This window comes from Rhizobium sp. Rhizsp82, assembly GCF_047325115.1.
Classification (GTDB): Bacteria; Pseudomonadota; Alphaproteobacteria; order Rhizobiales; family Rhizobiaceae; genus Rhizobium.
This window is the reverse complement of record NZ_CP168570.1, coordinates 2,863,061-2,888,985: the sequence shown is the minus strand read 5'-3', so window position 1 is coordinate 2,888,985 and position 25,925 is coordinate 2,863,061. Positions and strand designations below refer to the sequence as shown.

The 25,925-nt window shown below is 61.6% G+C and carries 31 protein-coding genes; 11 read left to right on the top strand and 20 right to left on the bottom strand.

Annotation, left to right across the window (positions count from 1 at the left end):
- Positions 1–8: 8 nt before the first annotated feature.
- On the top strand, positions 9–1,523 hold the full coding sequence (locus ACEN84_RS19405; RefSeq protein WP_413709589.1) for a helicase HerA domain-containing protein: 1,515 nt from the start codon (positions 9–11) through the stop codon (positions 1,521–1,523).
- Between the two features lie 9 nt (positions 1,524–1,532).
- Here ACEN84_RS19405 and ACEN84_RS19400 read toward each other — a convergent pair whose 3' ends face one another.
- The 3 genes from ACEN84_RS19400 to ACEN84_RS19390 all read right to left on the bottom strand — a co-directional run bounded on the left by ACEN84_RS19400 (position 1,533) and on the right by ACEN84_RS19390 (position 2,589).
- Positions 1,533–1,964 (bottom strand): TA system VapC family ribonuclease toxin, encoded by a 432-nt coding sequence (locus ACEN84_RS19400; RefSeq protein WP_413709588.1) that lies wholly within the window; start codon positions 1,962–1,964, stop codon positions 1,533–1,535.
- Positions 1,961–2,188 carry a CopG family transcriptional regulator gene (locus tag ACEN84_RS19395; RefSeq protein WP_413709587.1) on the bottom strand — a complete coding sequence of 76 codons (228 nt, stop codon included), beginning with the start codon at positions 2,186–2,188 and terminating at the stop codon, positions 1,961–1,963. The genes ACEN84_RS19400 and ACEN84_RS19395 overlap by 4 nt, the downstream gene beginning before the upstream one ends.
- 65 nt (positions 2,189–2,253) lie before the next feature.
- Complete coding sequence (locus ACEN84_RS19390) at positions 2,254–2,589, bottom strand: cupin domain-containing protein (protein WP_413709586.1); 336 nt, start codon at positions 2,587–2,589, stop codon at positions 2,254–2,256.
- Positions 2,590–2,689: 100 nt separating this feature from the next.
- On the opposite strand from ACEN84_RS19390, the gene ACEN84_RS19385 reads away from it, so the two are divergent.
- From ACEN84_RS19385 to ACEN84_RS19365, 5 genes are all read left to right on the top strand, one after another.
- Complete coding sequence (locus ACEN84_RS19385; RefSeq protein ID WP_413709585.1) at positions 2,690–3,217, top strand: MarR family winged helix-turn-helix transcriptional regulator; 528 nt, start codon at positions 2,690–2,692, stop codon at positions 3,215–3,217.
- A gap of 198 nt (positions 3,218–3,415) precedes the next feature.
- On the top strand, positions 3,416–4,033 hold the full coding sequence (rpsD, locus tag ACEN84_RS19380; protein ID WP_112716485.1) for a 30S ribosomal protein S4: 618 nt from the start codon (positions 3,416–3,418) through the stop codon (positions 4,031–4,033).
- A gap of 69 nt (positions 4,034–4,102) precedes the next feature.
- Positions 4,103–5,032, top strand: a complete 930-nt coding sequence (locus tag ACEN84_RS19375; protein WP_203428775.1) for a glutaminase — start codon at positions 4,103–4,105, stop codon at positions 5,030–5,032.
- A gap of 59 nt (positions 5,033–5,091) precedes the next feature.
- Positions 5,092–5,976: a tRNA 2-thiocytidine(32) synthetase TtcA gene (gene ttcA / locus ACEN84_RS19370; protein ID WP_130278224.1), complete on the top strand. Its 885-nt coding sequence runs from the start codon at positions 5,092–5,094 to the stop codon at positions 5,974–5,976.
- Between the two features lie 30 nt (positions 5,977–6,006).
- Complete coding sequence (locus ACEN84_RS19365; protein WP_413709584.1) at positions 6,007–6,831, top strand: inositol monophosphatase family protein; 825 nt, start codon at positions 6,007–6,009, stop codon at positions 6,829–6,831.
- Between the two features lie 124 nt (positions 6,832–6,955).
- Here ACEN84_RS19365 and ACEN84_RS19360 read toward each other — a convergent pair whose 3' ends face one another.
- Entirely contained in the window at positions 6,956–7,084 is a 129-nt protein-coding gene (locus ACEN84_RS19360) for a hypothetical protein (protein WP_281438206.1), read from the bottom strand.
- A gap of 214 nt (positions 7,085–7,298) precedes the next feature.
- Between ACEN84_RS19360 and ACEN84_RS19355 the strand changes: the two genes are divergently transcribed.
- A complete protein-coding gene (locus ACEN84_RS19355) occupies positions 7,299–7,547 on the top strand; it encodes a DUF982 domain-containing protein (RefSeq protein ID WP_162708680.1) in 249 nt (82 codons plus the stop codon).
- Between the two features lie 36 nt (positions 7,548–7,583).
- Here the strand turns inward: ACEN84_RS19355 and ACEN84_RS19350 are convergent, their stop codons facing one another.
- From ACEN84_RS19350 to ACEN84_RS19335, 4 genes are all read right to left on the bottom strand, one after another.
- The gene (locus ACEN84_RS19350; RefSeq protein WP_413709583.1) at positions 7,584–8,864 is read right to left on the bottom strand and encodes a multidrug effflux MFS transporter; all 1,281 of its coding nucleotides are present in this window, start codon (positions 8,862–8,864) and stop codon (positions 7,584–7,586) included.
- Between the two features lie 36 nt (positions 8,865–8,900).
- Positions 8,901–10,106: a multidrug effflux MFS transporter gene (locus ACEN84_RS19345; protein WP_112716473.1), complete on the bottom strand. Its 1,206-nt coding sequence runs from the start codon at positions 10,104–10,106 to the stop codon at positions 8,901–8,903.
- A 141-nt stretch (positions 10,107–10,247) separates the two neighbouring features.
- Positions 10,248–10,583 (bottom strand): Grx4 family monothiol glutaredoxin, encoded by a 336-nt coding sequence (grxD, locus tag ACEN84_RS19340; RefSeq protein WP_199629554.1) that lies wholly within the window; start codon positions 10,581–10,583, stop codon positions 10,248–10,250.
- 158 nt (positions 10,584–10,741) lie between these two features.
- Positions 10,742–10,966, bottom strand: a complete 225-nt coding sequence (locus ACEN84_RS19335; protein ID WP_413711329.1) for a hypothetical protein — start codon at positions 10,964–10,966, stop codon at positions 10,742–10,744.
- Positions 10,967–11,122: 156 nt separating this feature from the next.
- Here ACEN84_RS19335 and ACEN84_RS19330 point away from each other — a divergent pair, with 156 nt between their 5' ends.
- A complete protein-coding gene (locus ACEN84_RS19330; RefSeq protein WP_413709582.1) occupies positions 11,123–12,283 on the top strand; it encodes a hypothetical protein in 1,161 nt (386 codons plus the stop codon).
- 35 nt (positions 12,284–12,318) lie between these two features.
- On the opposite strand, the gene ACEN84_RS19325 is transcribed toward ACEN84_RS19330, so the two are convergent.
- The 4 genes from ACEN84_RS19325 to ACEN84_RS19310 all read right to left on the bottom strand — a co-directional run bounded on the left by ACEN84_RS19325 (position 12,319) and on the right by ACEN84_RS19310 (position 17,060).
- A complete protein-coding gene (locus ACEN84_RS19325) occupies positions 12,319–12,552 on the bottom strand; it encodes a BolA/IbaG family iron-sulfur metabolism protein (RefSeq protein ID WP_037061327.1) in 234 nt (77 codons plus the stop codon).
- A 20-nt stretch (positions 12,553–12,572) separates the two neighbouring features.
- On the bottom strand, positions 12,573–14,807 hold the full coding sequence (gene purL / locus ACEN84_RS19320; RefSeq protein WP_413709581.1) for a phosphoribosylformylglycinamidine synthase subunit PurL: 2,235 nt from the start codon (positions 14,805–14,807) through the stop codon (positions 12,573–12,575).
- Positions 14,808–14,934: 127 nt separating this feature from the next.
- Positions 14,935–15,510, bottom strand: coding sequence for an acyloxyacyl hydrolase (locus ACEN84_RS19315; RefSeq protein ID WP_413709580.1), 576 nt, complete (start codon positions 15,508–15,510; stop codon positions 14,935–14,937).
- A gap of 131 nt (positions 15,511–15,641) precedes the next feature.
- Positions 15,642–17,060, bottom strand: coding sequence for a PLP-dependent aminotransferase family protein (locus tag ACEN84_RS19310; RefSeq protein WP_413709579.1), 1,419 nt, complete (start codon positions 17,058–17,060; stop codon positions 15,642–15,644).
- 80 nt (positions 17,061–17,140) lie between these two features.
- Here ACEN84_RS19310 and ACEN84_RS19305 point away from each other — a divergent pair, with 80 nt between their 5' ends.
- Positions 17,141–17,395 (top strand): DUF1127 domain-containing protein, encoded by a 255-nt coding sequence (locus ACEN84_RS19305; protein ID WP_199629559.1) that lies wholly within the window; start codon positions 17,141–17,143, stop codon positions 17,393–17,395.
- Here ACEN84_RS19305 and ACEN84_RS19300 read toward each other — a convergent pair whose 3' ends face one another.
- The 7 genes from ACEN84_RS19300 to ACEN84_RS19270 all read right to left on the bottom strand — a co-directional run bounded on the left by ACEN84_RS19300 (position 17,396) and on the right by ACEN84_RS19270 (position 22,979).
- Positions 17,396–17,794: a hypothetical protein gene (locus ACEN84_RS19300; protein ID WP_413709578.1), complete on the bottom strand. Its 399-nt coding sequence runs from the start codon at positions 17,792–17,794 to the stop codon at positions 17,396–17,398.
- 47 nt (positions 17,795–17,841) lie between these two features.
- Positions 17,842–18,513, bottom strand: coding sequence for a phosphoribosylformylglycinamidine synthase subunit PurQ (gene purQ, locus ACEN84_RS19295; protein ID WP_112716457.1), 672 nt, complete (start codon positions 18,511–18,513; stop codon positions 17,842–17,844).
- The gene (locus tag ACEN84_RS19290) at positions 18,510–18,767 is read right to left on the bottom strand and encodes a hypothetical protein (protein WP_112716455.1); all 258 of its coding nucleotides are present in this window, start codon (positions 18,765–18,767) and stop codon (positions 18,510–18,512) included. Before ACEN84_RS19290 ends, purQ begins: the two co-directional genes overlap by 4 nt.
- A 19-nt stretch (positions 18,768–18,786) precedes the next feature.
- The gene (gene purS, locus ACEN84_RS19285) at positions 18,787–19,029 is read right to left on the bottom strand and encodes a phosphoribosylformylglycinamidine synthase subunit PurS (protein ID WP_112716453.1); all 243 of its coding nucleotides are present in this window, start codon (positions 19,027–19,029) and stop codon (positions 18,787–18,789) included.
- Positions 19,030–19,046: 17 nt separating this feature from the next.
- Positions 19,047–19,811 carry a phosphoribosylaminoimidazolesuccinocarboxamide synthase gene (gene purC / locus ACEN84_RS19280; RefSeq protein ID WP_112716451.1) on the bottom strand — a complete coding sequence of 255 codons (765 nt, stop codon included), beginning with the start codon at positions 19,809–19,811 and terminating at the stop codon, positions 19,047–19,049.
- A 228-nt stretch (positions 19,812–20,039) separates the two neighbouring features.
- Positions 20,040–22,262: an EAL domain-containing protein gene (locus tag ACEN84_RS19275; protein ID WP_413711328.1), complete on the bottom strand. Its 2,223-nt coding sequence runs from the start codon at positions 22,260–22,262 to the stop codon at positions 20,040–20,042.
- 162 nt (positions 22,263–22,424) lie between these two features.
- The gene (locus tag ACEN84_RS19270; protein ID WP_112716872.1) at positions 22,425–22,979 is read right to left on the bottom strand and encodes an RBBP9/YdeN family alpha/beta hydrolase; all 555 of its coding nucleotides are present in this window, start codon (positions 22,977–22,979) and stop codon (positions 22,425–22,427) included.
- A gap of 165 nt (positions 22,980–23,144) precedes the next feature.
- Here ACEN84_RS19270 and ACEN84_RS19265 point away from each other — a divergent pair, with 165 nt between their 5' ends.
- On the top strand, positions 23,145–23,942 hold the full coding sequence (locus ACEN84_RS19265; protein WP_413709577.1) for a DUF2189 domain-containing protein: 798 nt from the start codon (positions 23,145–23,147) through the stop codon (positions 23,940–23,942).
- Positions 23,943–24,017: 75 nt separating this feature from the next.
- A complete protein-coding gene (locus ACEN84_RS19260) occupies positions 24,018–24,575 on the top strand; it encodes a low affinity iron permease family protein (protein ID WP_413709576.1) in 558 nt (185 codons plus the stop codon).
- A gap of 30 nt (positions 24,576–24,605) precedes the next feature.
- Here the strand turns inward: ACEN84_RS19260 and purB are convergent, their stop codons facing one another.
- Complete coding sequence (gene purB, locus ACEN84_RS19255; protein WP_413709575.1) at positions 24,606–25,907, bottom strand: adenylosuccinate lyase; 1,302 nt, start codon at positions 25,905–25,907, stop codon at positions 24,606–24,608.
- Positions 25,908–25,925 lie beyond the last annotated feature (18 nt).

The window sequence follows — 25,925 nt, the reverse complement described above, 5'->3', positions numbered from 1 at the left end:
AATCAGACTTGCAGGTTGGCATCGATATGGGAACGGCGTCCGGCAGCAGCCCGGCGACACTCGATATCGAGGAGCTGCTGGCAACGCGCCTGCTCGTCCAGGGCAATTCCGGCTCCGGCAAATCGCATCTTCTGCGACGCCTGCTTGAGCAATCCGCCCAATGGGTTCAGCAGGTGATCATCGATCCCGAAGGCGACTTCGTGACGCTGAGCGACCGATTCGGCCATATCGTCGTCGATGGCGAGCGCACCGAGGCAGAGCTTGCCGGTATCGCCAACCGCATCCGCCAGCACCGCGTTTCCTGCGTGCTGACGCTTGAAGGCCTTGATATCGAGCAGCAGATGCGTGCTGCGGCCGCCTTTCTCAACGGCATGTTCGATGCCGACCGCGAATATTGGTATCCGGTTCTCGTCGTCGTCGACGAAGCGCAGATGTTTGCGCCCTCCGTTGGCGGCGATGTCTCGGAAGACGCGCGCAAGATGTCGCTCGGCGCGATGACCAACCTGATGTGCCGCGGCCGTAAGCGCGGTCTGGCGGGCGTCATCGCGACGCAGCGTCTGGCGAAGCTTGCGAAGAACGTCGCGGCCGAAGCCTCGAACTTCCTGATGGGCCGCACCTTCCTCGATATCGACATGGCGCGCGCTGCCGACCTGCTCGGCATGGACCGGCGCCAGGCGGAAATGTTCCGCGACCTCAAGCGTGGCAATTTCGTTGCTCTCGGTCCGGCGCTGTCTCGCCGTCCGCTGCCGATCCAGATCGGCAATGTCGAGACCTCGGCGCGTTCGTCGAGCCCGAAGCTGATGCCACTGCCAGATGCGCCGCAGGATGTCGAGGACCTGATCTTCACTCCGGATCCGGAAGAGTTTCAGAGGCCGATCGTGCGCCGCGCGGCGCCGGCGCCACGCCCGACGACTGATATCCTTGCCGAGCTATCGCGCTCGGCGCCCGCCGCAGTCCCGGCGCCTTCCGAGCCGCGCTCCAGCCAGCCGGAACTGTCCGCCGAAGAGCGCGAGGAACGTCTGTCCGGCGTTCTCTCCGAAATCCTCGACGATCCCTCATCGGGCTTCCGCACGGATTCGGTACTCTATCAGGAATTCCTGGTGCGTCTGCGCATGCGCCGCGTTCCCGGTCCGCCGCTGTCGCTGCAGGACTTCCGCCGCCGCGTGGCCGTATCGCGCTCGGGCGTCGATCCCGAAATGGCCGCCAGCGAAGGCTGGGCCACGGCGCTCTCGCTGTCGAATGGCGTGACCGACGATCTGCAGGGCGTGTTCCTGATGATGGCGAAGGCAGCGCTCGGCGGCGAACCATGCCCGTCTGACGCCCGCATCGCCCGCGCCTACGGCACCCATTCGGCCCGCCGCGCCCGCCGTCTGCTCGGCTATTTCGAAGAACAGGGCCTGATCGTCGTCCACACGGATTTCACCGGCAAGCGCATCGTCGCGTTCCCCGATCTGCAGGCCGAGACAGCGCCGGGTTCAGCAGATGCGCCTGACGACGACGCGCTGAAGAGCGCTGCCGAGTAAGGCTGCGAACTAGATTTCGATCTGATAGAGCGCGCTGCTGCCACCGATGACGGCATTGGTGCTGATGTGCCGGTCAAAGGTGGCGAGATGGCCGCGATTTCGCACCGCCAAACCGAGCAGATAGGTGTCGGTAATCTGCTGGTATGAGCGCAGCTGGTTCGGCCTGAAGACACTGCCTTCCAGAATGCTTATTGCTTCCGGCCAGAATTCATAGCCGGGAAGCGCTTTGAGCGCGGCGAGCATTTCGGCGACGACGACAGGCGAGTTCGTACTGTTCGGATAGCGCGGGTTGGAGACAATTCTGATCAGGCCGTTCTCGGTGATCGCGCATGTCGCCCATCCATCCCGGTTTTTCTCGAACCATCGATGGGCGGGATCGTGATGTTCGTGATTGCTGTCGACGAGCGCGATCAGCACATTGACGTCGAGCAGATAGCTCACGAATTCTCATCTCGGAGAGAGTTGACGATCTTCATGGTGACGGGCTTTCCCTGCGCGTGCTGCGGCAGCAGGGGGATATTGTTGCGCGTCTCCCGCGGACGGTTCTCCTCGATGGAGCGACGCGCGAGTTCGGAAATGATTTCGTCGACCGTCTTATGCTGCTCTTCGGCCATGGCCTTCGCAGCTTCCAGGACGTCGTCATCGATTGCCAGAACGGCCTTCATCCGAAATCTCCAATTGCCCAGAATGAAATATAGCGGTGAACGCCATATTTCTCAACGGATGTAGCTCAAACCCAACTCTGGATAATTTCCGGGCTGGCGTGGATGCAGGTCAGTTCCAGCCGTGTCGTGCCGACATTCTTGAAGCAGTGGGGTGTCTCGGCGTTGACGACGACGATGTCGCCGGGGTTGGGGTCTAGGGTCTCTTCGCCGACGGTGAAGCGCGCCTGTCCCGAGCGGACGATCCACATTTCGGTATAGGGATGGACATGCAGGGCAGGGCCTTGGCCCGGCTCGTTGTCTATGAGGAAGATCGAGACGGGTGCGCCGAACGCGCCGCCTTCAAAGAGAATGGTTCGGTTCGGGGACTGCTGCTGATTTTCGCGGCTGATGACGTGGAACATGATTTCCTCCCTTGGAACCTGAACCGGATTTCGCTATCAATTTATCTTAGCGAGAAGATAATCCGATTTATCTTCTCGTCAAGACAAATCGGATTTGACCATGACGACTGAAGACCATGTCGACCGCTTGCGTGCTCTCTGGGCCCGGGAACTGCCGGATCTCGATACGACGCCGATGAGCATTCTCGGCCGCATCTACCGGCTGTCCAATCTTGTGCGGCCGTCGATCGAGGCGACCTTTGCGGAATTCCATCTCGATCGCGGCGAGTTCGACGTGATCGCGACGATCCGCCGGTCCGGGCCGCCTTACCGGATGATCCCGACGGAGCTTTACCGTCACCTGATGATTTCCTCCGGCGGGTTGACGCACAGGCTCGACCGGCTGGAGGAGGCTGGGCTGGTCACGCGCGAGCGCTCCGATCAGGACAAGCGCAGTTTCGTCGTGGTCCTGACCGCAGAGGGTATCCGCCGCGCCGAGGCTGCTTTTCGCGAGGACATGGGCCGGGAGCTCGGTCTCCTCGATGCGCTCGATGAGGGGGAGCGCCGGGCGTTGTCCGGTCTGTTGCGCAAGCTTGCGGGTTCGCTCGAACCGGCCGAGGGCGAGGCATCAGCGGCAGATTCCGTTTGACAATCCCGTGACTTATCCATAAACACCGCGCCAGCACCGGGCAGCAATGTCCGGTGTTTCATTTGACATGTCCCGTGGATTCATCCCGTTCGCGTAATGGTTTGGTCCTGTCGGGCTTTCGAGAGAAAGCTAAAGGAGGGCGTGTTTCCTTCGCGCGGTTTGGCAACAGACCGTTCTAACACTCTGAAAGGAAATACGATGAGCAAGCGCGAATCGTCCAAGTACAAGATTGACCGCCGTATGGGCGAAAACATCTGGGGCCGTCCTAAGTCCCCGGTGAACCGCCGCGAATACGGCCCGGGCCAGCATGGTCAGCGCCGCAAGGGCAAGCTCTCTGACTTCGGTGTGCAGCTGCGCGCCAAGCAGAAGCTGAAGGGCTACTACGGTGACCTGCGCGAAAAGCAGTTCCGTGCGATCTTCGATGAAGCCAACCGCCGCAAGGGTGACACTTCCGAAAACCTGATCGGTCTTCTGGAGTCCCGTCTCGACGCGATCGTTTATCGCGCCAAGTTCGTCCCGACCGTTTTCGCAGCCCGCCAGTTCGTGAACCACGGCCACGTGACCGTGAACGGCGTCCGCGTCAACATCGGTTCTTACCGCTGCAAGGCCGGCGACGTCATCGAAGTTCGCCAGAAGTCGAAGCAGCTCGTAACGGTTCTGGAATCCATCTCTCTCGCTGAGCGTGATGTTCCTGACTACATCGAAGTTGATCACAACAAGATGGTTGCGACCTTCGCGCGCGTTCCTTCGCTCTCCGACGTTCCGTACCCGGTCGTCATGGAGCCGCATCTGGTGGTCGAATTCTATTCGCGTTAATCGCGAGGCGTTTTCGCATACGGAAAAGCCGCCTCACAGGGCGGCTTTTTTGTTCTCTGGAGAGAAGTCATGGTGGATTTGCAGGCAGTCCTCGACAGCATCTACAAGGAACTGACGCCGCGGATCGGCGAGGGCAAGGTTGCGGATTACATTCCCGAGCTCGCCAAGATCGATCCCAACCAGTTCGGGATGACGATCGCCACTACGGACGGCAAGATCTACAGCGTCGGCGACGCTGCCGTAGCTTTCTCCATCCAGAGCATTTCCAAGGTCTTCATGCTGACGCTGGCGCTCGGCAAGGTGGGTGAGAGTCTGTGGAAGCGCGTCGGCCGCGAGCCATCGGGCTCGGCCTTCAATTCCATCGTCCAGCTGGAACATGAGAGCGGCATCCCCCGCAATCCCTTCATCAATGCCGGCGCCATTGCCGTCACCGATGTCGTGATGGCCGGCCATGCGCCGCGTGAAGCGATCGGTGAGCTGCTGCGTTTCGTGCGCTATCTGGCAGACGACGAATCCGTGACCATCGACGAGAAAGTGGCGCGCTCGGAAACACAGACGGGCTACCGCAATTTCGCGCTCGCGAATTTCATGCGCGCCTACAAGAATATCGATCATCCGGTCGAGCATGTGCTCGGCGTCTATTTCCATCAATGCGCGCTGTCGATGACCTGCGAGCAACTGGCCCGCGCCGGGCTGTTCCTGGCGGCTCGCGGCAGCAATCCGGTCACCGGTCATTCTGTTGTTTCGCCGAAGCGGGCGCGGCGCATCAATGCGATGATGCTGATGTGCGGCCATTACGACGGATCGGGCGACTTCGCCTATCATGTCGGCCTGCCCGGCAAGAGCGGCGTCGGCGGCGGCATCTTTGCCGTGGCGCCCGGCATCGCCTCGATCGCGGTCTGGTCGCCAGGCCTCAACAAGGTCGGGAATTCGCAGCTCGGCGCCGTGGCGCTGGAAATGCTGGCGGCGCGCACCGGCTGGTCGGTTTTCGGCGATTGATGCTGTGTGCTGCCGTTGCTTTCTGCTAAGGCAGATCAACTGACGATCCGGAAGAGACGATGAATATCGCTGCCAACATTGCCGACGCCCTCGATGAAACCACCGAAGACGGTGGTATCGCTCACGCGCTGTTTGCCGATGCGCCGCGTTCGGTCTCGTTCAACAAGCTGCGCAAGCGTCTGCTTCGCAATGTGCGTCAGGCATTCGACGATTTCGATATGCTGAAGGGCCAGAAGCGCTGGCTGATCGGCGTTTCCGGCGGCAAGGACTCCTATGGCCTGCTCGCTCTCTTGCTCGATCTGCAGTGGCGCGGCCTGCTGCCGGTGGAGCTGGTCGCCTGCAATCTCGACCAGGGCCAGCCGAACTTCCCGAAGCATATCCTGCCGGAATACCTGAGCGGTATCGGCGTGAAGCACCGGATCGAGTATCGCGACACCTATTCGATCGTGAAGGAGAAGGTGCCGGAGGGGGCGACCTATTGCTCGCTCTGTTCGCGTCTCCGCCGCGGCAATCTCTACCGGATCGCCAAGGAGGAGGGCTGCGATGCGCTGGTGCTCGGCCATCACCGAGAGGACATCCTCGAAACTTTCTTCATGAATTTCTTCCATGGCGGGCGCCTTGCCTCCATGCCGGCGAAGCTGCTCAACGATGAGGGCAACCTCATGGTTCTGCGACCGCTGGCCTATTGCGCCGAAGACGACATGGCGAAGTTCGCTTCTGCCATGCAGTTTCCGATCATTCCCTGCGATCTCTGCGGTTCGCAGGACGGCCTGCAGCGCAATGCGATGAAGGATATGCTCGCCGATATCGAGCGGCGCATGCCCGGCCGTAAGGATACGATGCTCAGGGCACTCGCCCACGTGAACCCGTCGCATCTTCTCGATCCCAAGCTTTTCGATTTTTCGTCCCTGATGGTCACCGAACCGTCATCGAAGAGCGAGTAACTGGGCAGACGCCCGAAACAGGAACATGCCATGACCTCGAAAGTTGATGTAACGACGCTCTCCGATCTCCTCCGGCGGGCGGCGAAGGCCGAGATATTGCCGCGCTTCCGCCGCCTCGGCAGCGGCGACGTCCGCGCCAAGTCGGAGGCGACCGATCTGGTGACGGAGGCTGACGAACAGGCCGAGCGGATGATCAAGGCCGAGGCCGCCAAGCTTTGGCCGGACGCGCTGTTCATCGGCGAGGAATCGGTCGCGGCGGATCCGGCATTGCTCGACCGCCTCGAAGGCGCCGATCTCGCGATCATCGTCGATCCCGTCGATGGCACGTTCAATTTCGCGTCGGGCATTCCGGCCTTCGGCGTCATGGCCGCCGTCGTCTCAAAGGGCGAGACCGTGGCCGGGATCATCTACGATCCGATGGGCGACGACTGGGTGCTGGCGGAGAAGGGCGGCGGTGCCTGGCTGAAGCGGCCGGATGGCGAGACGGAGCGGCTGAAGGTTGCCGAGCCCGTCGAGCTCGGCCAGATGGTCGGCATGGCCTCGACCGGCTTCTTCGCCAAGGAGAAGCGCGCTGAAATCCTCGCCAATCTCGCCAAGGTGCGCTTCCTCGCCAACTATCGCTGCGCGGCGCATGAATACCGCGCCTTCGCGTCAGGTCATGTGCACTATCTCTCGTACAACAAGCTGATGCCATGGGATCACCTGGCGGGGACATTGATCTCGCAGGAAGCCGGCGCCTATGCTGCCCGTTTCGACGGCTCGCCCTATCTGCCGCACCATGTCGACGGCGGACTGCTGATCGCACCGGACAAGGCGTCGTGGGAGTTGCTGCGGAAAGAGGTCTTCACCGTCTAAGTTGGTGGGGGCGCAAGCTTCGGTCCAGCCCGGATAGATAGGAGGAAACGCATATTTCCTCCCAAGCATTTTGATCACGAACCGGCCCCGCTCATCGAGCGGGGTTTTTCGTTTGCGCGACGGCTCAGTTCGTCGAGCTGGTCACCAGCTGATCGACCGGAACAATCGGGTTGCTCTGGGGGAGGGAGGCGATGGCGAACATCGCGAAAGCATAAGCGGCAAACACAGAAGCCGCGATGGTGGTCTTGATCATGTCTTGCTCCATCGTTGCCTGCTAAAACTAACCCTAAAGAGCGATGGCAACAAGGAATATGAACGCCAGATGAACGGAATGTCATCGCAATGCGGCCTTTTGGTAGGCGCTGTGTGGTTCCTGCACCATGAATGGTTGCGGTTAACCCCGGAAAGGAAGGAACGAGTCGCGCGGTGATTCGTTGAGTCGCGTGTTTTGCGTGAGGTATTGCGTCATGGAAAAGACTGACATCCGGAAATTCGATCCCGTCAGGCTGAAGCTGCGCGGCCGCAACCGCGTCGTCCGTTCGGTGCACGATGCCTACCGGATGATGGTCACCGAATGGCCGGTTGCCGATGGGCCGGCGCTCTATCGCGCCGAGGTGACCTGCCTCGATGTCTTCAATGGCGCGGTCGGCGCCAGGGAGGCGCGCAAGAAGTTCATTGCCGCCGTCAACGAGGCGCATCTGCCCTATATGGACTGACAGCAAAAGGCCCGCTCGAGAGCGGGCCTTCGTTTTTTAGAAATGTGCGGCACCCGCATCCAGCTGCGGGCTGTCGCCGGGATGGGTGAAGAGCTTGCCCTTCTCTGCCCAGAGTGTGGCGGCAACGCTGACGGCGCCGAAGATCGCAAAGCCGGCGAAGAGCGGCTGGACCGTGCCGTTGAACATCTGGCCGACGGCGCCGCCGAGCACGGCACCGAAGGTCGTCGAGACGAAGCCGGTGATGGCAGTGGCGGTGCCCGCAAGATTGCCCATCGGCTCGAGGCTGATCGCCGTGAAGTTGGTGGCGATGACGGCAAACATCATCAGCAGCACGGTGAAGAGCGCGTAGTCGAGCACGAAATTGACCGCGCCGCCGAGCGCCATCACGTAGCCGAAAGCCGAGACCAGCGTGAAGAGGATAACCGCTGCATGCGAAATGCGGCGCATGCCGAAGGTGCGCACGAAGAAGCCGTTGGCGAAATTAGCAACGGCAATACCGCCGGCCGTCGCCGCAAAGGCGATCGGCAGCCAGTCGCCGAGGCCGTAGACCTCGCCGAAGACCTGCTGGACGGAGATGACATAGGCGCTGATGACGCCGGTGAACATCGTCAGGCCGATCATGTAGCCGCAGGTGATGCGGTTGGTCAGCACGGTCTTGAAACCGTCGGTGACGGCGCGGACGGAGAGCGGGATGCGCTCCTCACGCGGCAGGGATTCCTTCAGGCGGCTTGCGGCCCAGATGAACAGGATCGAGCCGACGAGACCGAGCAGGATGAAGATCCAGTGCCAGTTGGCATAGCTGATAATCAGCTGGCCGACCGACGGCGCGACGATCGGCACGATCATGAAGACGATCATGACGAAGGACATGACGCGCGCCATCTCGCGGCCGCCGAAGCAGTCACGCACGATCGCCATGCTGGTGATGCGCACGGCAGCTCCGCCGATGCCCTGGACGAAACGCATGACGAGCAGCATTTCGAAGCTTGAGGTGGCGGCCGCGCCGAACATGGCGAGCACGTAGACGGCGAGACCGCCGAGCAGGATGTTGCGGCGGCCGAAGGCATCGCAGAGGCTGCCGAACAGGATCTGCGAGACGCCGAAGCCGAAGAAGAACACGGCGATGACGAGCTGGGCATCATTGGTGTTGGTGACATTGAGCGAGTGCCCGATGGCGGGCAGGGCAGGCAGCATGCTGTCGATCGCCATGGCGATGCTGGCTGTCATGATCGCGATGGTGATGACGAATTCCGCAAAGCCCATGCCGATGCGGCGCGAGCCCTGGTTTTCGACGTGCGGCGTGTGATCCGGCGCCATGATGAATTACCCCCAAGAAAGAATGCGTCCGGCGGATCAGACCGCCGGATTATGTGGCTGGAACAGCCGTCCCTTTTCGGCAACGAGCACGAAGGCAAGGCCGATAAAGGCGACGGTGAAATAACCGATGACCATCGGCAGCGCCGTGCCGTCGAATGCCTGGCCGATGGCTGCGCCAATCGCTGCGCCGCCGATCGTGCTGGTGAAGCCGAGCACCGATGAAGCGGTGCCGGCGACATGACCGAGCGGCTCCATGGCGAGCGAATTGAAGTTCGAGCCGATCCAGCCGAACTGGAACATCGCCAGACCGAACAGGCAGATGAAGACCGGGAACGGCGTCGGCTGCGGCCCATAGAGCTGGACGAGCAGCCAGATCGTGTTGACGACGATGAAGCCGACCAGCGAGGCATGCGACAGGCGCCGCATGCCGAAGCGGCCGACAAGGCGCGCATTCAGGAACGACGAGAAGGACATGAAGATCGCCACACCTGCAAAGGCGAAGGGAAAATAGACCCCGAGCCCGTAGATGCCGACATAGATCTGCTGTGCCGAGTTGATGAAGCCGAACAGCGCGCCGAAGACGACGGTGGTTGCCAGCGTGTAGCAAAGCGCGCTGCGGTTGGTCAGAACCACCTTGAAGCCGCCGATGACGGACTTGGCCGTGAACGGACGGACATTGGCGGGCGCCAGCGTTTCCGGCAGGCGGTTATAGGCCCAGAGCAGGATCAGTGTCGCCATCACCCCAATGAAGACGAAGATCATGTGCCAGGTCGAAAACAGCATGACGAGCTGACCGGTGCCCGGCGCGATGACCGGCACGATCATGAACGTCATCGAGATCAGTGACATGACTTCGGCCATCTGCCGGCCGCCATAGATGTCGCGGACGATCGATATGGTGATGACGCGGGTGGCCGCAGCGCCGATGCCCTGGATGAAACGCAGGACGAGAAGGCCGCCGAAGGACGGGATGAGCGCAATGCCGAAGGCGGAACAGATATAAATGACGAGGCCGATAAACAGCGGCTTGCGGCGGCCGAACCGGTCCGAGATCGGGCCGAAGAACAGCTGCGCGAGGCCGAAGCCGAAGAGATAGGCCGAGACGACGAACTGGCGGTGGTTCTCGCTTTCGACCCCCAGATTGGCGCCGATCTGCTGGAGGGCAGGAAGCATGACGTCGATGGCGAGAGAATTGACCGCCATCATGAAGGCAGCCAGAAAGATGAACTCTCGCTTGCCCATAGGTGTTCGACCCGCGGTAACGGTGGGAGAGGTGTCCGTCACTTTAGAAATTCCCATAAACAGGCCAAGGCGCTGTTCAGCACAGCGCCTCGGACTCAAATCAAATCAGGTTTGGAAACCGGGCGGACGCCCGGTGCCCGGTCAGGAGGCGGCGCGAACCGCGACGCCGTTTTCCTGCAGATGCTGCTGCAACTCGCCAGCCTGGAACATTTCCCGGACGATGTCGCAGCCGCCGATGAATTCACCCTTCACGTAAAGCTGGGGGATCGTCGGCCAGTTGGAGTAATCCTTGATGCCCTGGCGGATTTCCGAATCGGCGAGCACGTTGATGCCCTTATAATCGACGCCGATGTAATCGAGAATCTGCACGACCTGACCGGAGAAACCACACTGGGGAAACTGCGGCGTGCCCTTCATGAAAAGGACGACGTCGTTGCTCTTGATTTCGTTGTCGATGAATTCGTTGATGCCGCTCATGGGACCTAATCCTTTCAACAGGCGGGTTAAAGGCCCACCGTTTCAATCGTTAGCTTTAGATAGCATGCGCCGGTTCAAATTCCAGCAGTCAATGCCAAAAAAAGACCAATCGTAAGCATGCTAGGTAATGCTGTTGCGCTTTCGTTACGCCTGCGGTGTCAGCGGCTGCGCTGCTTGCTGCGAACGGCGGCGGTGCGGCGTTTGCTGACCTGCTTCTTGGCGGTCTTGCGCGGGGCGGCGGCCTTCTTGAACCGGCCCGTCGTTGCCGAGCGGGTCTGCCGCTTGGTGCGCTTCGTCGTCGAGCGGCCGCTCGTCTTCTTCAGGATCTCCTTGAGGACGCTTTCGACCACGCCGTTGACGATTTCCTTCATGAGATCGGCCATCATTCACCTTCTGCGATAGAAACTGATTTTCCGGCTATTGAATTCCGGATGTTTTGCGTTAGCAAGCGCTGTTCGCGCCCGTCCGTGTTTTTTCCGCCTTATTTGGCGTGCAAGGCGGCGCCGATGGTGCCATGGGGGCTTGCCGGAAAGACCGTGATGGAATTGATCAGGAAGCGGGTCGTGCTGCACTTCCCGGGCTTTGAGCCGCTGGATGGCCGCGCGCAGCGCGCGCGCTACGAGCGTTCGGCAAAGCAGAGCGGCAAGGTATGGGGCTTCGAGACTGAGATCGGTGAAGTCGAGAATGCCGGCTATCCCGTCTCCTTCACGGTCGACGCCAAGAGTGCGGCCTGGCAGACGCAGAACCGCATCCATATCCTCGACCACGACGAACTCGTGCAGTCCCTGCGCAACAAGCCTCTTGCCCGGCGGATGATCGACGGCTTCACGGCAGCCGCCAGGATTATCGGCGACGGGGCCATGGCCGCCTATTTCCGCCACGCCTGGCGCTTCGGCCTGTTTTTCATCTTTCCGTTTCTGCTGATGACGCTGGGTATGCTGCTGACGGCAACGATCGCCCTTGCACCCCTCGGCTTCGACCTGCCGGCATGGAACCTGATCTGGAGCCTGCCGCTCGCTGCCGCATTCTTCGCCTTCGTCTTCCTGCCGTTCACAGAGCGGTTCCACACGCTGCATCTCTTCGCCGATTGGGAAATGGCAGTCGCGCTCGGACGGATGAACCGCCCCGAATTCAGCGCGTTTCTCGAACGTTGCGCCGTGGCTGCACGCGCTGCCCTTGCGGAAGAGGCAGATGAATACGTGATCTCCTCGCACAGCATGGGCTCCAGCGTTGCCGCTCATGTGCTAGGCATGCTCCTGGAGCGGGAACCAAATCTGCTTGCCGGAAAGCGCGTCGTCTTCGCTTCGCTCGGCTCCGCCGTGCTGCAATGCGCGCTTCTGAAGCCCGCCAGTGTCCTGAGATCCCGCGTCGGCGCCATCGCCCGAAATCCCGCGATCTTCTGGCTCGACGTCCAGTGCCTGACCGACGCCATCCACTTCTACAAGGTCCCGGTCGCCGCCGTCACCGGCCACCCCGACGCGCCGCCCGCCAAGATGCTGTTCATCCGCGTCAAGCAGATGCTGACGCCGGAGCATTACAAGAAGATCAAGCTCGACTTCCTGCGCGTCCACCGCCAGTACGTGCTCGGACCGGACCTCCAGGCGCCGTTCGATTTCACCTTGCTGACGGCGGGGCCGCTAGCTGGCGCAATCGTCGCTGAGAGCAAGCTTGGAGAGCTGATGGAGTTCGAAGCGGCCTAAACAAAAATGCCCGGCAGTGCCGGGCATTTTGCATTTCACTCAGGTGCTGATGTCTGCAGCGCCAGGGCGTGCAATATGCCGCCCATGTTGCCTTTCAGCGCTTCGTAGACCATCTGGTGCTGCTGCACGCGGCTCTTGCCGCGGAAGGCTTCGGCGACGACTTCGGCGGCGTAGTGGTCGCCGTCTCCTGCCAGATCGCGGATTGTCACCTTGGCACCGGGGATCCCGGCCTTGATCATGTCTTCGATATCGCCGGGTTTCATGGGCATGATCGATTACTCCTTGCGCATCATTCCGCAGCGGCGAGTGCGCCGCGGCCATCCATGAATTCAGGGAACCACGATTCATGGGCGTTGCGCAATTGCTGAATGGGCAGTGCGATCAGATCATCGACAACCAGTTTGTCACCGGCAACGGTGCCGAGGCGGCGGAAGGGAACGCCGGCGCCTTCTGCATTGGCGCAGAGGAAGTCGGCGACATCGGCCTTCACGGCGACGACGTAACGGGCCTGGTCTTCGCCGAAGAGCAGCGCATGCGGCGCGCCCTTGCTGTCCGAGAGGCTAACATCGAGACCCTTGCCCGAGGACATCGCCATTTCAGCCAGCGCCAACGCCAGGCCGCCCGACGAAATGTCGTGGCAGGCGCTGATCTGGCCGTTGCGGATCGCGGAGCGGACGAAGTCGCCGTTGCGGCGTTCGGCGAAGAGATCGACCTCCGGCGCCGGGCCATCGGTGCTGCCGATGATGTCGCGCAAGTAGATCGACGAGCCGAGATGGCTGCCGTCGGTGCCGATCAGGATCAGCTGGTCGCCTTCGGCGGCGCTGCCGATACGGGCCATCGACTTCCAGTCGGGCAGCAGCCCGACGCCGGCGATGGTCGGGGTCGGCAGTATGGCGACGCCGTTGGTCTCGTTATAGAGCGAGACGTTGCCCGAGACGATCGGGAAATCGAGGGCGTGGCAGGCTTCGCCGATGCCCTTGATGGATTCAACCAGCTGGCCCATGATTTCGGGCTTTTCGGGGTTGCCGAAGTTCAGGTTGTCGGTCGCAGCCAGCGGCTCGGCGCCGGTTGCGGTGATGTTGCGCCAGCATTCGGCAACGGCCTGCTTGCCACCTTCGAACGGGTCGGCCTCGACATAGCGCGGCGTGACGTCGGAGGAGAAGGCGAGCGCCTTGGTCGGGTGGCCTTCGACGCGGACGACACCGGCGTCGCCGCCGGGCAGCTGCAGCGAGTTACCCTGGATCAGAGTGTCGTACTGTTCGTAGACCCAGCGGCGGCTGGACTGGTTGGCGGAGCCAACGAGATCGAGCAAGGCCTTGTTGTAGTCTTCGGGGGCAGCGACGAGTTCGGCCGGCAGTGGCGCGCGCTTGCCGGATTCGCGCCACGGGCGATCATATTCCGGAGCCTGGTCGCCGAGATCCTTGATCGGCAGGTTCGCGACTTCCTCACCCTGGTGGACGCAGCGGAAGCGCAGGTCATCGGTGGTCTTGCCGACGATCGCGAAATCGAGGCCCCACTTGACGAAGATCGCCTTGGCGACCTCTTCCTTCGATGGCTCGAGAACCATGAGCATGCGCTCCTGGCTTTCCGACAGCATCATTTCATAGGCGGTCATCTGCTCTTCGCGGACGGGAACCGTGTCGAGGTCGAGCAAAATGCCGAGATCGCCCTTGGCGCCCATTTCGACAGCCGAGCAGGTGAGGCCGGCGGCACCCATGTCCTGGATGGCGATGACGGCGCCGGTCTTCATCAGCTCAAGGCAGGCTTCCAGCAGGCACTTTTCGGTGAAGGGGTCACCGACCTGCACGGTCGGACGCTTCTCTTCGATCGACTCGTCGAACTCGGCCGATGCCATGGTCGCACCACCGACGCCGTCACGGCCGGTCTTGGCGCCGAGATAGACGACGGGCAGGCCGACGCCCTTGGCTTCCGAGAGGAAGATGGCGTTCGACTTGGCGAGGCCAGCGGCAAAGGCGTTGACGAGAATGTTGCCGTTATAGCGGGCATCGAATTCGACTTCGCCGCCAACGGTCGGGACGCCGAAGGAATTGCCGTAGCCGCCGACACCGGCGACGACGCCGGAAACGAGGTGACGGGTCTTCGGGTGGCTCGGCTCGCCGAAGCGCAGCGCGTTCATCGCGGCGATCGGGCGGGCGCCCATGGTGAAGACGTCGCGCAGAATGCCGCCGACGCCGGTCGCAGCGCCCTGATAGGGCTCGATGTAGGACGGGTGGTTATGGCTTTCCATCTTGAAGACGACGCAGTCGCCGTCATCGATATCGACGACACCGGCATTTTCGCCCGGCCCCTGTATGACGCGCGGTCCCTTGGTCGGCAGCGTGCGCAGCCACTTCTTGGAGGACTTGTAGGAGCAGTGCTCGTTCCACATGGCCGAGAAGATGCCGAGCTCGGTAAAGGTCGGCTCGCGGCCGATCAGATCCAGGATCCGCTGATATTCATCCGGCTTCAGGCCGTGGCTGGCGATGAGTTCGGGGGTGATCGGGCGGGTATTGGATATGGTCATGAGCTCTCGAAAGTCCCTGCCGTTGCGCGTTTTGCGGTGTCTTTAACCCAAGTTGGCCGCGCGCGCGACAGGAAAATGGCCGCCGTCAACAATGAGGCTCGGAGGCGCCTTTCGAAGTGGCAGATGCCTAGAATTTATAGCCGAGCTGCAGGCCAGCGCGGGTCATGCCGTTGTTCGGGCCGTCGCAGAGATTGGCGTGCGAGGAATGGGCGACCTGAGCCATGACATTCCAGTGATTGTCGAAGCGATAGCCGGCACCGATGTATTCGTGGAACAGCACGCGGCAGCCGAGCGCAGGGCCGTCGTCATTGTGGTCGAGCTCGCCGGTATGAATGACGCCGCCGAAACCCGCCTCGGCGAAGAGCTTCTCGGAAAAGTCAGCAGTCCAGGAGAAGCCGGTGAAGACCTGCGTGGCGGAGCCCGAGGTGCCGATCGAGGTGCCCAAGTGGATGCGCGGCCGCGCAAGCTTCTGCAGGCCGGCGGCTTCGTCATGGCCGAATGGATCGAAGAAGAGGGTTACTTCGGGAAAGACGCCGTCTTCATGTTCGCTGCCGCCCTGGATGGACGCTGAGGCGCCGAAGCGCAGTTCGTCGAATATCTGATCCTGCGCATGCGCGGGCAGGCTCGATGCACCGGCGGCGAGAACCGCGACGGTGGATGCAGACAGGAAACGCAGGACCACTTTGCGGATACAAGCGTTCATCGGTTTCCCTCGCGCTGATCGAATCGCAGCATGCGCTGCTGATCGATTGGTACCCAGCGAGGGGCAAAGGTAAAGCCGCCCCTAAAATATGACAGTTTTTGGCGACGTGCTGAGTCTGAAATGCAACAGGATCAGACTTCGCTGTCGTAGGAGGAGACACCGCTTTCGAGCAGGCGCCGCAGGGTCGTCAGTCCGCGGGAGAGCTCGGTGACATCGGCCGGCGAAGAGAATGAAACGCGGACGCGGTGATAGACGCGCTCAGAGCGCGCCGACTTGAACTCGTCTTCGTCGTCGATCAGCACGCCTTCCTGATAGGCAGCATTCTTGAAGGTGCCGGAATGCCAGGGGTCGGGAACCTTCAACCACAGGAAGGGCGCGTGCGGATGGGAGACGAAATCGAAACCGGCGAGATGTTCGCGCACGATCGCCTCGCGGCACGCGAGTTCCTTGACGCTTGCGGCGCGGACGCTGTGGGCCTCGCCCGACTCGACGAGCCGTGCGGCTGTCTCTGCCAGAATGAAGGGCAGGCCGCCGGTGATCATCTTGTGCGTCACCTTGATGCGCTGAGCAAAGTGCGGCGGGCAGGCGGCCCAGCCGCCGCGAACACCGGCGGCGACGGATTTCGACAGGCCATTGATCAGGAACGTTCGCTCCGGCGCGAGCGAGGCGAGCAGCGGCGTCGTATCACCGGTCATGCCGCCATAAAGATCGTCTTCGATCAGCCAGACGCCGTGGCGCCGCGCGATCTCGGCGATTGCCTGGCGCCTGTCGAGCGGCATGGTCGCGAGCGTCGGATTGTGGGCGGTCGGCATCAGGAAGGCGAGCTTCGGATGCTGCTGGTGGCAGACACGCTCGAAATCCTCGGGGATGACGCCGTGTTCGTCGGAATCGACGATGATCGTGCGGCGGCCAAGGATGCGGGCGCTGCGACTGACCTGCGTATAGGTGAGGTTCTCGAAAACGATCTTGTCACCGGGGGAGGACACAGCGGAGATGATGGCGATTGCTGCGGCGTGGACGCCAGAGGTCGGGACGATATTGGCGGCATCCGGCGCCCAGCCATTGCGCGACAGCCATGTCCGTCCGGCGGTGAACCAGTTCTGCGGGAAGGTTCGCGAGTAGGATGAGACCTCCGACATGTGCTGCTCGCCGATTTCGCCGAGGATGCGCCCGACAATCCTGCCTTGGCCGAGATCGGGTGCCGCGGTCGTGTCGAAGCGGATCTTGTTCGGCGGTGCGTCGATGGCGCGGGTGCCGCCGAGCGAAATCGTTAGCGGGTCGACCTGTTCGCTTGGCGAGGCCTGATTGCGGTCGATCACATAGGTGCCGCGGCCGACTTCGCCGGCAACGAGGCCCCGTTCGTGAACGAGCGCATAGGCCCGGCCGATCGTTCCGATTGTCACCCCGATATCATAAGCGAGATTTCGCTGCGGCGGCAGCTTGCTGCCGGCGGGCAGCGCGCCGCTGGCGATGGCGGATTCGATGCTGTCGGCCAGCCGCATATAGACCGGGCCGGAACCGCGCGAGAGATCTGGGAGCCAATTTGTCATGGTTACAATGAATAGATTGTCACCCTTGCGCTGTCAAGAATATGAGACATTTACGCCGGCCGAACGATAGGAGGATGGCGATGTCGATAATGCCTCAGCTAAAGGGTGAAATTGTACCCATTGCATCGGTAAGCGATCCGCGCGCCATTGCGCCCCGCGTCACAACGACCGGCGGGACATGGCTTGAGCGTCTCTGGAATGGATTTATCGAATGGCACAGCAAGCGCGAGGGACGCCGGGCGCTGCGCGAGCTGACGGCTGATCAGCTCAAGGATATCGGCATGTCGCAGTCCGATGCGGCCCGCGAAGTCGGCAAATCGTTCTTCTGGGATTGATCAGCTGCAGGCTTTGCTGCCCGCGGACCAGCGGTTCACGTCGGCTGCGATGCGGGCGGAGACCGGCTGGGACATCAGCGGGCCGAAGGCCTGCAGGCGGGCCGGATTACCTTCCGCCTGGACGACGAGATGCGGCAGTCCGGCAGGGCTGTTCTTGTGAACGACGAGAATGCGCGGGCGGCCGGAGAAGGAATTGAGCTCCGGCGCCAGACGGTAGGTCGCGAAGGCCGCGTCGCCCGACTTGAACCAGCAATTATTGGCGCCGACGGCAACGCGCTCCATGGTGGAGAGCGCGTCGCGGTTGGCGCTGACGGGCGGCGCCTTGGACTGGCAGGACGCGGCCAGCATTCCGATGACAGCAAGAGCGGCGGCAGCCGTGAGGGTGGTCGCAAAGCGCATCGGTGGTCTCCAGCGGTGGTTTAGATCCACCTGATATCCGGCGAAGATTAAGCGGCGATTACATCCAGCGCCGAAGCGAAGAGACCGCGGCCGTCGGAGCCGCCATGGGCAGCCTCGATCAGGTTTTCCGGATGCGGCATCATGCCGAGAACATTGCCGCTCTCGTTCATCACGCCGGCGATATCATTGATGGAACCGTTCGGGTTGGTGCCTTCGGCATAGCGGAAGACGACCTGGCCGTTGCCTTCGATCTTTGCCAGCGTCTCGGCATCGGCGAAGAAGTTGCCGTCGTGGTGGGCGACCGGCGAACGGATGATCTGGCCCTTGGCATAGGCGCGGCTGAAGTCTGTATCGGCGTTAACGACCTCGAGCTTGACTTCGCGGCAGACGAACTTCAGCGACGAATTGCGCATCAGCGCACCGGGGAGGAGGCCCGCCTCGACGAGGATCTGGAAGCCGTTGCAGACGCCGAGAACCTTGGTTCCCTGCTTGGCCTTCTCGATGATCGCCTGCATGACCGGCATGCGGGCAGCAATCGCGCCGCAGCGCAGATAGTCGCCGTAGGAGAAGCCGCCGGGGATGACGATCAGGTCGACATCCGGAATCTGCGTTTCTGTCTGCCACACCGTCACCGGTGCGTGACCGGAAATCTTGGTGAGTGCAGCGATCATGTCACGATCGCGGTTGAGACCAGGGAGCTGAACGACGGCGGACTTCATGGGTGCGGTTCAAACCTTGCTTGTGCTTCTGCCAGTTCTCGGAGTTCGAGACGGTTTTCAATGCGATCAAGACGCTGCTCGTGACGATCCAGAATACCGTAAATATTATGGAGATCCTGATGGACCGAAATCATCGTGCCGCGCATGCTTTGCATTTCGCTGCGAATTTCTGCCAGCGAAATGTCAATCTTGTCGAAGCGCTGATGCATCTTCTTCAGAAGCTCATACATGAATTCCTGAGTTACATCAGCCATCGCGCATTCTCCGCAACCTTCAGTCGAGAGAAATAGTATAGTTCTCGATCACCGTGTTGGCGAGGAGTTTCTCGCACATGGCCTTGAGGTCGGATTCGGCCTTGGCCTTGTCTGCGCCTTCGAGCTGCAGGTCGAAGACCTTGCCCTGGCGGACCTGGCCGATGCCGGAAAAGCCGAGGCCGCCGAGGGCGCCTTCGATTGCCTTGCCCTGCGGGTCGAGAACGCCATTCTTGAGCGTGACGGTTACACGAGCTTTGATCACTTGCCGATTTCCCTGACTTACTTGACCAATACAGGCCCGGTGCCGCGCACGGGCTCGTTTTCATTGATGATGCCGAGGCGCCGCGCGACTTCGGAATAGGCTTCCAGCAATCCGCCCATATCGCGGCGGAAGCGGTCCTTGTCCATCTTTTCGCGGGTCTCGATGTCCCACAGACGGCAGCTGTCCGGGGAGATTTCGTCGGCGAGGATGATGCGCATCATGTCGCCTTCGAAGAGGCGGCCGCATTCGATCTTGAAATCGACGAGCTGGATGCCGACGCCGAGGAAGAGGCCGGTCATGAAGTCGTTGACGCGGATGGCGAGCGCCATGATGTCATCGAGCTCGGCAGGGTTGGCCCAGCCGAATGCCGTGATGTGTTCTTCGGAGACCATCGGATCGTCGAGCGAGTCCGACTTGTAATAGAATTCGATGATCGAGCGTGGCAGGACCACGCCTTCCTCGATGCCGAGGCGCTTGGCGAGCGAGCCGGCGGCGACGTTGCGCACGACGATCTCGAGCGGGATCATCTCGACTTCGCGGATCAACTGCTCGCGCATGTTGAGGCGGCGGATGAAATGCGTCGGGATGCCGATCTTGTTCAGATGGTTGAAGATGAACTCGCAAATGCGGTTGTTCAGAACGCCCTTGCCGTCGATAACTTCGTGTTTCTTCTTGTTGAAGGCGGTGGCATCATCCTTGAAGAACTGGATCAACGTACCCGGTTCCGGTCCCTCATATAGAATCTTGGCCTTGCCCTCGTAGATACGGCGGCGACGGTTCATTTTAAGCTTTTCTCTGTCTTGGCGCTCTTGGGATAGCGCAGTGGATCGATCTCGTGGCGTCCCCATAAAGGAAAAGAGTGACTTTCACAATGCGCCAGTAGCTCCTTCCCCGGATTCCCAAGATATAGGGATGCCGCCTGAGAGAATCGAAGATATTGCGGATATCAGCCTACAGAGTTTTGGTGACTGTTGGAAATCAAAGCCGCGTGGCAGGCCGGTTATGCAGGCTTATTTGGTCCCGTTGCGCTTGATGTCGCGGCTGAGACCGCTTTGCAGCGCACGTGCTCCACCTTCCGGATGACGCCAGCTGGCGGCCTGGACATAGGCCGGGATCTGCGCCGCGGGCATCGGACGTGCCAGCGCATAGCCCTGGAGGACGTCGCAGCCGAGATCGGCGAGGATGCGGACGTGATCCATGGTCTCGACGCCCTCGGCGGTCACCAGAATGCTCAGCGAGCGGCCGATATCGATGATTGAGCGCACCAGTTTTCGCTGTTCTGCCGATTGCGGCAGCATGCGAATGAGCTCGCGGTCGATCTTCAGGGTGCGCGGGCTGAGCTTCAGCAGGCTGACGATCGAGGCGTGGCCGGTGCCGAAGTCATCGATCTCTATGTCGATGCCAAGACGGCGGATCTGCCGGAGATTGGCTGTGACGGCGTCGTCGCAGTCGTCGAGCGAGATCGATTCCAGGAGCTCGAAGGAGAGGGTGCCAGGCTCGACCTTCAGCGCCTTCAGCTTTTTGCCGAGCGTCGGGTCGTTGAGGCGGCCGGAGGAAACGTTGACGGAGATCTTCGGTGTCCGAAAACCCTGCTTGGCCCAGGCGGCGCGGTCGGCAAGGGCGTGCTCGAGGATGAGGCCGTCGATCGTCGAGACGACGTCGAGGTCCTCGGCGATCTTCAGGAAGCGATCCGGCGCCATCAGGCCGTGTTCAGGATGCTGCCAACGGGCAAGCGTTTCGACGCCTGCGACTTCGAGGGTGCGGGCGTTGAACTGCAGCTGGTAGACGGGGACGAATTCGTGGCGTTCCAGGCCCTGCAGGATTTCGTCGGCAAGGCGCTTGGCAGCAATGATGCTGCGGCGGGCATCCTTGGAGAAGAATTCATGCCGGTTACGGCCGGCACCCTTGGCGCGGTAGAGCGCGATATCGGCGTTCAGCAGCAGTTGCTTGGCATCGAGATCGGCGCCGCTATCGGCGGCAATGCCGATGCTGGCGCCGAAGCGGCATTCGTGTCCCTCGTAGCGGATTGGCTTGGAGAGTTCACGGATGATGCGGGCGGCCATGTTCGACAGCTTCTTCGTGCCGCTGTCGATGGCACAGAGGACGACGAATTCATCGCCGCCGATACGAGCGACGAAATCGGTCGAGCGGACGCAGTCCTTCAGCACCTTCGCGGCATGTTTCAGCATCGCATCGCCGGCGCGGTGGCCGAGCGTGTCGTTGATCTGCTTGAAGCGGTCGAGATCGATATGCAGGACGGCGAGCGTCAGGCTGCCGTTGCGGCATTCCTCGGCGCGCTCTTCCAGGGTGCGGTCGAGATAGCGGCGGTTCGGCAGGCCGGTCAGGTAGTCGTGAAGCGCGAGGTGCTCGATGCTTTCCTTGGCGGCCTCCAGTTCCTGGTTGCGCGCCTCGGCGAGGTTCTTGGCATTCTGCAGGTCGTTGCGGAGCTTGACCTCTTCGGTGACATCCCAGTTGGCACCGATCAGTTTGCGCTTGCCTTCGGCATCGACGAAAAAGGCCGAGCGGGCGCGGATGACGCGCTCGATGCCATCGGCCCGGATGATGCGGAACTCGTGCAGCAGACCCTGGTCCTTGTCGAGGCTCTCGTCGAGGCGTGAGAGCGCGCGGGCGCGGTCATCAGGGTGCAGCATCTTTTCCCAGGCTTCGCCGGGTTTGACGCGCGACGTGCCTTCGAGCCCGTACATGGCCAGCAGACGGTCGTCCCATTCGACGGCATCGGCCTCCAGATCGGCCTCGAAGACGCCGATGCGGGTGATGTCGAGCGCCAGATCGAGGCGGCGCGAGAGATGCTCCAGCATTTCCTCGGCGCGCTTTCGGGCGGTGATATCGGTGTCAGTGCCGACGATGCGGGCGGGGTTGCCGTTCTCGTCCCATTCGACACAGGCGCCGCGGCATTCGATCCAGACCCAGTGGCCGTCCTTATGGCGTTCGCGATATTCGAAGACCTGAAAATCCGGGTCGCCGGCGATCTGCTTGTCGATCGCCTCGATGACGAAATCGCGATCGTCAGGGTGGAGAAGCGCCAGCCATTCTTCGTAGTCGCCGTCGGCGCTCTCATCCGGGCCCATGCCGCGGATTTCTTTCCAGGTTTCGGAATAGTATTTGGTGCCGGCGCGGTGATTGTGATCCCAGACGCCGAGACCCGAGCCGATCAGCGCGTAGTTCCAGCGGCTCTCGCGCTCTGCAAGATCAGGCGTGTCGTGGATTTCCAGCCGTCGTTTCTCGTCGGGCCTGGCCTGCTGTGCCGCGGTCTTCGCCTTAGGGTCTTTGCTGGATTGCTTCAATGCGCGCACTCGATCTGCTGATTGCGCGCATTATCCGTGTCTTCGCTAAAATAACTATTAAACCCCAAATTTTAGAGGGGAGGCAGGGCGTTACGGCTTCAGCTTCGAGAGAAACTGGGCAAAGACCATCGTGCCTTCGGGCCAGGGACCGTGGCCGGACTCCGAATTGATATGGCCGGATTCGCCTGCGTCGATCAGCAGCGAACCCCAGCTTGCGGCGATGTCATCGGCATGTTCGTAAGTGCCGAAGGGATCGTTGCGGCTGGCGACGGTGATCGCCGGGAAGGGCAGCGGATCGCGCGGGTAAGGGCCGAAGGTCATCAGATGCTTCGGGCGGATATCCGGATTTGCGACATCGGGCGGTGCCACGAGGAAGGCGCCGGCAACCTTGTTCTTGAAATGCGGGATCGCGTGGATCGTCGAGGGAATGCCGAGCGAGTGGGCGACCAACACGACCGGGCGCGTCGAGGCGTTGACCTCCTCGGCGATGCGGGCGATCCAATCGTCGCGGACCGGCTTCGACCATTCGGCCTGCTCGACACGGCGCGCCGTGCTCAGCTTGGCTTCCCAGCGGGTCTGCCAGTGATCGGGACCGGAATTGGTGTAGCCGGGGATGATAAGAATATCTGCGTCTGAGGCTTTCATGATGCCGCCGATGTGAGAAGGCTTGAACGTTCTGTCAAGGGAAAGCAGGACAAAGGCGGTCAAATTTGTTATTCTTGGCCATTGCCGGTTGCGGTTTTCGTGTCGGCCAGTTCAAAGCCGATGCTTTTTCCGCCGCCGGATGAACGGCTCACGGAGGAGAAAGCCATGACGGCATTTCATGTCATGACGGGAGCAGGCGAAGCCTACGCGCATCCCGCCATCAACAAGATCAGCATTGACGATGTGTTCGACGCGCTGCGGCGCGGCCTGGACGATTTTCGCGAGAAGCCGTCTCACTATGTCTTCCTATGTCTGATGTATCCGATCGCCGGTGTGTTCCTGGCTGTCGCGACATCGAGCGCCAATCTGCTTCCTATGATCTTTCCGTTGATCTCGGGCTTCGCGCTGATAGGGCCGGTCGCAGCGATCGGTCTCTACGAGATCAGCAAGCGACGCGAGATGGGCGAGGACACGTCCTGGCGGCATGCGTTCGACGTACGCCATTCGCCGGCGCTGCCGTCGATCATTGCCGGCGGCCTACTGCTGTTCGCCTTCTTCGTTGTCTGGCTGGTGGCAGCTCAGACGCTCTATACCAACCTCTTCGGCGACGTCTTCCCGCGGTCGATCGATACGTTCACCGCGCAGATCTTCGGCACGCCTGAGGGCATGCAGCTGATGATGTGGGGCAATCTGCTCGGCCTCGCTTTCGCAGTGATCGTGCTGGCGACGACGCTGGTGACGTTCCCGATGCTGCTTGACCGGGATGTCGGGCTTGTCGCGGCAATGAGCGCCTCGATCCGCGCTACGCTGACTAATCCCATTCCGGTACTGGTCTGGGGCTTCATCATCGCCGCGCTGCTGGTGATCGGTAGCATCCCGCTCTTTGCCGGTCTGGCGCTCGCGATGCCGATCCTCGGCCATGCGACCTGGCACCTCTATCGCAAGCTGATCGGACCGGCATAAGCCTGTCAGCAAGCGTACCGGAACTTTGCTGCCTCTCTCAGAGTTGTTTTGTCATGTCTTTGAGGGAGGCAACTCATGGAAGGTGCGAAGAAGCTTTTCGCGCATTTCGCAACGAAGGTGTCGGAGCTGGCAGGTGCGCCGGTCACCTTCGTTCTCGCCGTCATTTCCGTCCTGATATGGGCTTCACTCGGGCCAGTCTTCGATTATTCGGAGACGTGGCAGCTGGTGATCAATACCGGCACGACGATCGTTACATTCCTGATGGTTTTCGTGCTGCAGAACGCGCAGACCCGCGACACCCGCGCCATTCAGGCGAAGCTCGATGAAATCATCCTGACCAGCCATGCCGAAAACCGCTTCATCGGCATCGAGAACCTAGATGAAGACGATCTGAAGCATCTGGACCGGCTGGTTGCCAAGGCAGCGAAGGGGCGGACAAATCAGACCAATGGCGACGTGGCGCTGGCGGACGAGCCGAGGAAGCAGAAGGGCAACAAACGCGCCCGGGCGGCCGCCGAGCTGAAGATCAGCCAGGCGGCCGACAAGCCTGCGGCACCGCGTAAGGCCACTCCGCAGAAGGCGACAGCCGCGAAACCCAAGCCGCGCAAGCAGAAAACAAAAACGGCGCCCTGAGGCGCCGTTTCATTGTCCTGTGACCGGCAATCAGCCGAAGACGCGCTTGAAGATCGTGTCGACATGCTTGGTGTGGTAGCCAAGGTCGAACTTCTCGCGGATATCGGCTTCGGAGAGCGCGGCGCGCACTTCCTGGTCGGCCAGCAGCTCTTCGAGGAAGTCCTTGCCCTGTTCCCAGACCTTCATGGCGTTACGCTGCACGAGACGATAAGCGTCTTCGCGGGACACGCCGGCCTGCGTCAGTGCCAGGAGGACGCGCTGGGAGTGGACGAGACCGCGGAACTTGTTGAGGTTCTTTTCCATGTTCTCGGGATAGACGACCAGCTTCTCGATGACGCCGGCGAGACGGTTCAGCGCGAAGTCGAGGGTGATCGTCGTATCCGGGCCGATGGCGCGCTCGACGCTCGAATGGCTGATATCGCGCTCATGCCAGAGGGCGACATTTTCCATGGCCGGGACAACCGACATGCGCACGAGGCGCGACAGGCCAGTCAGGTTTTCGGTCAGGACCGGGTTGCGCTTGTGCGGCATGGCCGACGAGCCCTTCTGGCCCGGCGAGAAGAATTCTTCGGCTTCCAGCACTTCGGTGCGCTGCATGTGGCGGAATTCGATGGCGACGTTCTCGATCGACGAGGCGATGACGCCGAGCGTGGCGAAGAACATGGCGTGGCGGTCACGCGGGATGACCTGCGTGGAGACCGGCTCCGGGGTGAGGCCGAGCTTGACGCAGACATGTTCTTCGACGCGCGGATCGATATTGGCGAAGGTGCCGACGGCACCGGAGATCGCGCCCGTTGCGATTTCGGCGCGGGCAGCGACGAGGCGGGCGCGGTTGCGGTCCATCTCGGCATAGAAGCGGGCAAGCGTCAGGCCCATCGTCGTCGGCTCGGCATGGATGCCGTGGCTGCGGCCGATGCGGACGGTGTCCTTGTGCTCGAAAGCGCGGGTCTTCAGCGCTGCGAGAACGCGATCGACGCCGGCAAGCAGGATATCGGCAGCGCGCACCAGCTGCACGTTGAGCGTCGTGTCGAGAACGTCTGACGAGGTCATGCCCTGGTGCACGAAGCGGCTGTCGGGGCCGACGAATTCGGCGAGGTGGGTCAGGAAGGCGATGACGTCATGCTTGGTGACGGCTTCGATCTCGTCGATGCGGGCGACGTCGAAGTTCGCGGCACTGCCCTTTTCCCAGATGGTCTTTGCAGCTTCCTTCGGGATGACGCCGAGCTCGGCCAGCGCATCGCAGGCATAGGCTTCGATTTCGAACCAGATGCGGAACTTGGTTTCGGGCGACCAGATGGCGACCATCTCTGGGCGGGAGTAACGCGGGATCATGGCTCACTGCTTTCGTTG